This window comes from bacterium (assembly GCA_009926305.1).
Taxonomy (GTDB): Bacteria; Bdellovibrionota_C; UBA2361; order UBA2361; family RFPC01; genus RFPC01.
This window is the reverse complement of record RFPC01000097.1, coordinates 1-8,130: the sequence shown is the minus strand read 5'-3', so window position 1 is coordinate 8,130 and position 8,130 is coordinate 1. Positions and strand designations below refer to the sequence as shown.

Here is an 8,130-nt window from a genome sequence, read left to right as displayed (position 1 = left end):
TATCCACAACCGGAGGGAGCCTCTTCTCTCTCAGCACTGGCTTCTTCTCTCTCAGCCCTGGCTTCTTCTCTCTGAGCACTGACTTCTCCCGCAGTAAGGATGAGGATGAAAACAGAGATCGTTAATAAGAGAAGAGGTCTCGCTTTATATCCCTTGCACATTAGAAAATACCTTACAACAAACCGAAGACATGCTTTTGCCTCCAGAGGAGAAAATTAAAACCGTGCCTAAGAACGAAAACTTTGAAATGGCAACCTCCACTTCGGAGCAAAATCAAACTAAGCACTAATCTTTTTGGCTAACGGCGGATTAGGTGGAAAGTGTGAGCGAAGGGTGTGTAGGTGAGCTATTTTTCCGAATTTTTCGGACATCAGAGTTAGTGGTTTTTGCTACCTTTGGCAATGATGAACGGCTAAGGGTTCAGTTTCGGCAGCATTCTAAATCGGTGCCGATAATCTTCTTTTGGTATGGGTAAGCTCGTGGATTCAAGTCCCATCATCCATCCCAGCGTCGGGTTAGCATTTCCTGAAGTCGCTTGAAATGTTCATTCGATTTCCTTTTTATCCATTGATGTACATCGCATCCCAATTGTTAGCCACGGAATGCAAGATTATGAGAATCCAGTTGCAGAGGTGCAACTAAAGGCTACTGCCCGTGGCTATTTAATAAATTCAGCAGAATTGGATTAGCAGCTTATCTCGATCGCTATCGGAGTGCCATTTTGTCAATCATCTCCGTGTTATCGCACAGATGATCATGATAAAACTCATATACCGTATTTTTACCAACTTGATCTTGAATCTTCTGAGGCTACTCTTGTGATCGTTGAGCGTCCACCAATGTTTCGACGTTCAGCCTAGCAAGAGCTTTCTAATGTTATATTGCCGATGGGCCAACCAGAATGACCGAATGGAGATATCAAAGAATGCTATCTTCAGGGCATCTTAACTGAAGAGGAGCAAATGTCCTTGCGTGTGCTCCGTTATGATCTTGTGGCTTTCTCTCCAGAGATATTTACCTAAAAGCCTAATGAAGCTACGATCTTGTTCAGACGCTGGCTCCCTTGCTCAAGCTCCCTGATTATCCTACTGATTTCTTCTGCTTGATGACATTTCTTCATCGTATCCTCTCCTTCACTATAAAAGAGATAATACGAAGTTTTTACACTGACTCAATTAGTGAGGGGGTAATCACTATCCTCAATTGAACGTTTCAAGTCTTGTTCTTGGATACAGCAAGGTGAATACCTCTAAGGCTCGGGTGACCCTTCTGAAAAGACCCAAAGTCTATCCGAGGGGGATAAATTGGATTGAAGATGTCGATCTGCCAATTCAGTCTCATAGCAGCCTCCTGCGCAGCCCGTTTTAAATCATCCACCGCAATACGCGTACAGTTACACGTAAAAAATAAGTGTCCACCTTCACCTAAGACCCGTAGCCCACTACTTAATAAATCCTGGTACTCAGATACTAAGCGGAAAGGTTTCTTGCCACTGCTTCCGAAAGTTGGGGGATCGAGAACAACGATATCATACGGTATCTTTCCTTTCTGGATTCTCCGATCTTCCCTCGCTAAAAACGTTCGGCTATCCTCCTCAATAAATTTCATCTGTGACCTCAAACAGAGCCCATCATTTAACTTCTGATTCTCCCTCGCCCATCGCAGAATTCCACGACTAATATCCACTTGAGTAACCTCGAGAGCCCCTCCAATAGCGGCTGATAGACCAATTGAACCAGTAAAGGCGAAGGTATTTAATACTCGCGCATTCATTGCGTGAAGTCTGACCAACTGTCGTAGATCTCTAGCATCGATAAAGAAACCTCCATTCACTTGAGAACGAGGACGAATAACATACCTGAGCCCCTTTTCATTTATGATAAACTCTTCATTCGGACCAGCTGCCTCTGTCAGCAAAAACACCTCGTCAGCTTTTACCTCTTGTCTTCGGCGCCGGTGAATCCGCACATAGATATGCTCAACGCCTGTCAATTCACGTATCTCTCCTTTGATTGCACGAAGTTGCGAATGCAAAAAATCGAACTGTTCCTCTACGTGAACTATCAATGCCTGACCAAAGCAATCAATCCAAAGCCCTGCCTGCCCGTCAAACTCTCTATGAAATAGCCGGAAGGGCTCCCCCTGCTGTAAAAGTGATTGCCGATGAAATACCGCTTTTCTAAGCTTATCAAGGAGCTGCGATTGAGAATTCACCATCACAAATAAGCCGTCACAGGCACAAAATCACAAGCGAAGACCCAATGGCTGCCCTATCACCCTTGGTTGAAGCCAACAGAGTATCGGAGCAGATGGCGGGCGTGTCTTACTGAGGTGAAACACTCCCTCTTACGTCATCTACCTTCCCAAGCGATGCCTTCAAGTAGTCCCTATTCAGCTGCCCAATAAACTTGATGCTAATCCCCTTAGGACAGGCCTCCTGACACTCTCCAAAGTTGGTACAAGAGCCGAATATTTCATCGTCCATCTGCTTTACCATTTTCTGCACCCGGGCGTAGCGCTCAACGTTTCCTTGTGGGAGCGCAGCGAGATGGGATACTTTTGCGGCGGTAAACAGCATTGCAGAACCGTTCGGACAAGCTGCCACACATGCGCCACAGCCAATACACTCAGCAGCATCCATAGCCCTGTCGGCATCAACTTTGGAGATCGGAGTAGCGTTCGCATCCTGTGCAGCTCCCGTTCTGATTGAAATAAAACCACCAGCTTGAATAATACGGTCAAATGCTGTCCGGTCTACCATGAGATCCTTAACCACAGGAAAGGCAGTTGCGCGCCATGGCTCGATGTAAATAGTGTCACCGTCCTTGAAACTTCTCATATGAAGTTGACAGGCCGTTGTACGGCTTGCTGGTCCATGAGGGCGGCCGTTGATTACAAGCGAACACGTGCCACAAATCCCCTCTCGACAATCACTCTCGAACACAACAGGCTCTTCGCCATTGGATTCAAGCCTACCATTCAGCACATCCAGCATTTCTAGAAACGACATATCCGGACTAACATCATCGAGATCATACGAGCAAAACTTTCCCTTTGCTTGCGCGGAGCTTTGCCTCCAGATCTTAAGTATTACGTGCATGCGATCCTCACCGAATAAATATTACTTATAACTTCTCTGAGTAAGCTTTACATTTTCAAACTCAAGTTGTTCTTTATGAAGTACGGGAGCTGTTCCGACACCCCCAAATTCCCATGCAGCGACATAAGAATAATCTTCATCATTTCTCAGAGCCTCTCCCTCTGGAGTCTGATACTCCTCCCGAAAGTGACCACCACAAGATTCATTCCGATCCAGAGCATCGCGACACATGAGTTCGCCAAATTCAAGGAAGTCAGCCACTCGACCGGCCCTCTCTAAAACTTGATTCACCCCATGTGCATCTCCAGGAACTGCTGCATCATGCCAGAATTCCTCTCGCAGCTCGCTAATCGATGCGATCGCGCCCTCCAGACCTTCTTTCGTGCGAGACATCCCACACTCGTCCCACATGATTCTCCCGAGTCTTTTGTGGAACGTATCCACTGAAGTTTTTCCTTTCAGCGCCATGATAGACGACACTCGATCTTGAGCTTCTTGCTGCACTTCATCGAAGCGGTGATGTTCAGTGTTCACCGCTCCCGGCTCTTGTTGCGCCAAGTAGTTCCCTATTGTGTACGGTATAACAAAATAACCATCTGCTAAGCCTTGCATGAGCGCACTCGCACCCAGTCGATTTGATCCATGGTCTGAGAAATTGGCTTCTCCAATCGCATACAACCCAGGAATATTCGTCATAAGGTTATAATCAACCCAAAGCCCCCCCATGGTGTAATGAGGGGCTGGAAATATCCGCATCGGCACTTTGTATGGGTTCTCATCCGTTATACGTTGATACATCTCAAAGAGGTTTCCATAACGCTCTCTGACTGCCTGTTCACCCATTCTTTGTATGGAAGCCGCAAAATCCAGATAAACACCAAGTCCCCCTGGCCCAACTCCAAACCCGTTATCACAACGCTCCTTTGCATTTCTAGAGGCGACATCTCTCGGGACAAGATTACCAAAGCTCGGGTAACGCTCCTCTAAGTAGTAGTGGCGATCAGCTTCAGGAATCTCTGACGGAGGACGGCTATCTCCCTTTTCTTTCGGCACCCAAATACGACCGTCGTTGCGGAGAGATTCACTCATCAGGGTAAGTTTTGACTGATGGTCTCCCGAGACCGGTATGCACGTGGGGTGAATTTGCGTATAACACGGGTTCGCAAAGAAAGCTCCCCGCTTATGCGCTCTCCATGTTGCAGTAACATTACACCCCATCGCATTGGTTGATAGGAAATAAACATTTGAATAGCCGCCAGTAGCAAGAACTACAGCATCCGCACTATGCTTCTCAAGCTCTCCCGTTAAAAGATTGCGAGCGATAATCCCCTTTGCGTGGCCATCCACCAGAACGATATCGTGCAACTCGGTTAAGGGATGCATCTCCACTTGCCCACTGGCAATCTCCTTTGAGAGTGCCTGATACGCCCCGAGCAGAAGTTGCTGGCCTGTTTGTCCGCGGGCATAGAATGTGCGACTTACTTGCGCTCCACCGAACGACCGGTTCGCGAGCAATCCGCCATACTCACGGGCGAATGGAACCCCCTGAGCAACGCACTGATCAATTATGTTTCGGCTAATCTGCGCCAGTCGATACACATTCGCTTCACGCGAGCGGTAATCCCCACCCTTAATCGTGTCATAAAAAAGCCTGTAAACGCTGTCTCCATCGTTTTGGTAGTTCTTGGCTGCGTTGATACCGCCCTGCGCTGCGATACTATGCGCTCTCCTCGGCGAATCCTGATAACAAAAAGCCTTTACCTTGTACCCGAGCTCTCCAAACGTTGCTGCTGCTGATGCGCCGGCAAGACCTGTTCCAACAACAATAACTGAATACTTCCGCTTATTCGCAGGATTTACGAGTTTGATTGAGAAGCGGTGATTATCCCACTTCTCGGCTAGTGAGCCACTCGGAGCCCCTGACTTCAGCGATTCTTCACGTATTTGCATAGTTTCCTTTGTCCTAATGCTTTTCGTTTCCTATTCAAGTGCAACCTCGTTCCACCAGAACTGACTTTCCCCAGCCCCAATTGAGTCCTATTGCGGCGGAGGAAGAAATCCCAAGTAAATCGCCACTGGCACACTGACAAAGCCAATCACGACAAAAACTGCCAGGGCTCTTACCCCCAAGCGGATAGCTGAATTCGTATCAGGGTTATCGACCCCCAACGTCTGAAACAGGGACCATCCACCATGATAGAGGTGCAATCCAAGTGCGCCCATCGATACGGCATAAAAAAGCGTTATGATTGTACTCTGAAATGCTGAGTAAATATTGGCGTATACGGCCCCATGCACGAAAGAATCATGCAATGTGCCCGTAGTAAAATGTAGGATGTGAAAGATAATAAAGAAGAACAGGAGCAACCCGCCCCAGAACATGCTCCGGGAGGCCACTGATGATGCTCGATAATTGCTCTTCTGGTATCGGTCTGGATTCGCTTTAGAATTCCGAGCTCGTAACTGAATTATTGTCGCAACATGTAAAAGAATACAGACCAACAAGAATCCTCTTACCAGCCACAAGAAACCAGAGTAGCCGAAGATATCTTCCCCAATAGTCCGTAAAAACTCAGCATAGTGGTCTAACTTGTGCTGCCCTCCCTCGCCATATCCGAGAAATGCTTTCAGGTTGCCCGTAACATGACCAATGACAAAACCGAGCAGGACCACCCCACTGAGGGCCACCACTACCTTCTTGCCAACCGTTGAGTCGTAAAATTTCAAAAGCTTCATCATAATCCAATCACTACAGTCGATAAAAACGCATCTATCCTTGCACGAGTAGAAAAATCTCTAAACCCCCAAAGGGGCCTGAATACGTCGTGCAATGAAAGCCCCAAGAGCATCATTAAACGCAATATAAACAGATACTTAGATAATATACTTCAACAGGACGTGAGAACCGGAGTCCCGTTTTCCTTAGAGGATATCGACGACACCCCTTACGGCCTCAACACTTTTCTCGAACTGTCCTTTTTCCTCATCGTTGAGCGTAATCTCCACAATTTTTTCCACGCCATTCCTGCCCATGATTACTGGCACTCCAACGTACATACCATCCACTCCAAACTCTCCGTTACACTGCGCACATGCCGCGAGAAGTCTCTTTTCATCGTATATATAGGCTTCTACCATCTGTATCGCTGAAGCTGCTGGCGAATAGAACGCTGAGCCAGTCTTTAAGAGTGAGACCACCTCACCGCCAGCCTTACGAGTTCGATTCTCAATCTCTGTAAGTCTCGCATCTTCAATGTAAGAAGTGATTGGAATACCTCGGACCGTCGTATAAGACCGAACTGGAACCATCGTATCTCCATGTCCCCCGAGAACAAAGGCAGCAACCGAGTTCACAGAAACGTCCAGCTCTGATGCCAAGAAGGCTTCATGACGGGCCGTGTCTAACACTCCTGCCATTCCTACAACTCTTCGGGGATCAATTCCCGTTTCTCGTTGCATGAGATAGACCATGGCATCAAGCGGATTGGTGATAACAATCACGAGGCTCTCTGGCGCATGTTCTCGTATGCCAGCGGCTACAGAACGAACAATATCGGCATTTACTTTTACAAGGTCATCTCTACTCATTCCGGGCTTACGGGGAACGCCAGAGGTAACAATACAAATATCAGCACCTGCAATATCCTCGAGATTGTTTGTTCCTGTAATCGAAAAATCGAGCCCAAACACGGGTGCGAGGTGCGACAGATCCAACGCCTTCCCTTGAGGCATGCCTTCAACGATATCATACAGCACTACATCTCCTAACTTCCGCATTCCCGCAAGAAGGGCAAGGGTTCCCCCAATTTGACCAGCTCCTATTAATGCTATCTTCCGTCTGCTCATGGTTTTACTCTCCTATTACCAAATTGATACGTTCTTACTTTACAAACTTTACCACTATTCGATTGTCACTTTTTCTACCGCGCTCTGTGATTCCTCGGCCTTGGGTTTTGGTGTCTCATCTCTTAATGCCTCAAAGATTTTCGCCTGCTCTAAGAGTTGATTCGCATCAAGACGTTTAACGTTGATATCATCATCACCGTCCGAACCACCTAAGACAACAAATCGCGGATTATTCTCGAGCAACCTCTTTGCTAACTCTAGGCGAACGAGAGCGCTTCCTCCTGGTCCTGCAAAAGCTTCTATCTGTTTCTTCAGTGCCGTAGCCTCTGCATCCGCCGCAGCTCGAAGCGCCTGCGCTTGATTCGACTTCTCTTTCAGGTAGTTCTCACCGTCTTGAATTCTCCGCTCACGATATCCAGCCGCCTCCCGTAGGACTGCATTCTTAATTCCAATAGCTCGCTCTTTGTCTCGTTCTATCTCCCGCTCAATAACAAGACGTCGTTCTCGCTCTCTTTTCACATCCTCTTCTAGCTGTTGAATCTTCTTTAACAGGTTCTCGTATTCATCATCAAATCTGTACCGATCAAGCTTCAACTGCTTAAAATCAAATCCGTACGGGCCTAGGCGCTCTTGCAGCTTCTTACGCACCTGTTCGAGTGCTCCATAACTTGACGTGCTGTCTATAAATTCAGAGGTCCGCAACTCGTTCATGTAGGTTCGAATATCGGCGCGAGCAATAGACCGAACGATGGATTCAATCTCTTCTGGGGTTTTGCCGATTTCTTGAATCAGTCTAATAAGCTTTTCTTTTTCCTGACTTAGCTGGAAGGTCACTGTTACCTCAAGAATAAGCTCATTTCCATCTAATGCTCTTGTTTTCAGCGCCGCCTGATTCCCTACACTAAATTCGAGGTCACGAAGACCAACATCGATAGAATACAACTCGCTCACTACTGGATAATCTATTGCCAGCTCTCCAGCACGAAACATCCGATCAGAAAGTCCACCTCCAAGATATGTTGGAAGCTTCCAGAACCGCACCCCAACTTTTCGGCTCTCAATCCGCGTGCAACCAGAAAAAACAAATATTCCCGCAACCAAAAAGGTTGTTATCAGTGCCCGAAGGACTCTCCTCAATCTGTTTGGCGTGTTATCCGCTGTCACTTCCGAGCCCCCACCCTCTT

Annotated in this window: 6 protein-coding genes; all 6 read right to left on the bottom strand. The window is 47.3% G+C overall.

From position 1 onward, the window contains the following. Positions 1-1,212: 1,212 nt before the first annotated feature. Positions 1,213-2,217, bottom strand: coding sequence for a class I SAM-dependent rRNA methyltransferase (locus EBR25_11670; protein NBW41641.1), 1,005 nt, complete (start codon positions 2,215-2,217; stop codon positions 1,213-1,215). A 106-nt stretch (positions 2,218-2,323) separates the two neighbouring features. Beyond that, positions 2,324-3,100, bottom strand: a complete 777-nt coding sequence (locus EBR25_11665; protein ID NBW41640.1) for a succinate dehydrogenase/fumarate reductase iron-sulfur subunit — start codon at positions 3,098-3,100, stop codon at positions 2,324-2,326. Between the two features lie 21 nt (positions 3,101-3,121). Next, positions 3,122-5,050 carry a fumarate reductase/succinate dehydrogenase flavoprotein subunit gene (locus EBR25_11660; protein ID NBW41639.1) on the bottom strand — a complete coding sequence of 643 codons (1,929 nt, stop codon included), beginning with the start codon at positions 5,048-5,050 and terminating at the stop codon, positions 3,122-3,124. 87 nt (positions 5,051-5,137) lie between these two features. Beyond that, on the bottom strand, positions 5,138-5,839 hold the full coding sequence (locus EBR25_11655) for a succinate dehydrogenase (protein ID NBW41638.1): 702 nt from the start codon (positions 5,837-5,839) through the stop codon (positions 5,138-5,140). 183 nt (positions 5,840-6,022) lie between these two features. Further along, on the bottom strand, positions 6,023-6,946 hold the full coding sequence (mdh, locus tag EBR25_11650) for a malate dehydrogenase (GenBank protein NBW41637.1): 924 nt from the start codon (positions 6,944-6,946) through the stop codon (positions 6,023-6,025). 54 nt (positions 6,947-7,000) lie between these two features. Then, on the bottom strand, positions 7,001-8,130 hold a 1,130-nt coding region (locus EBR25_11645), incomplete at its 5' end, for a hypothetical protein (protein ID NBW41636.1).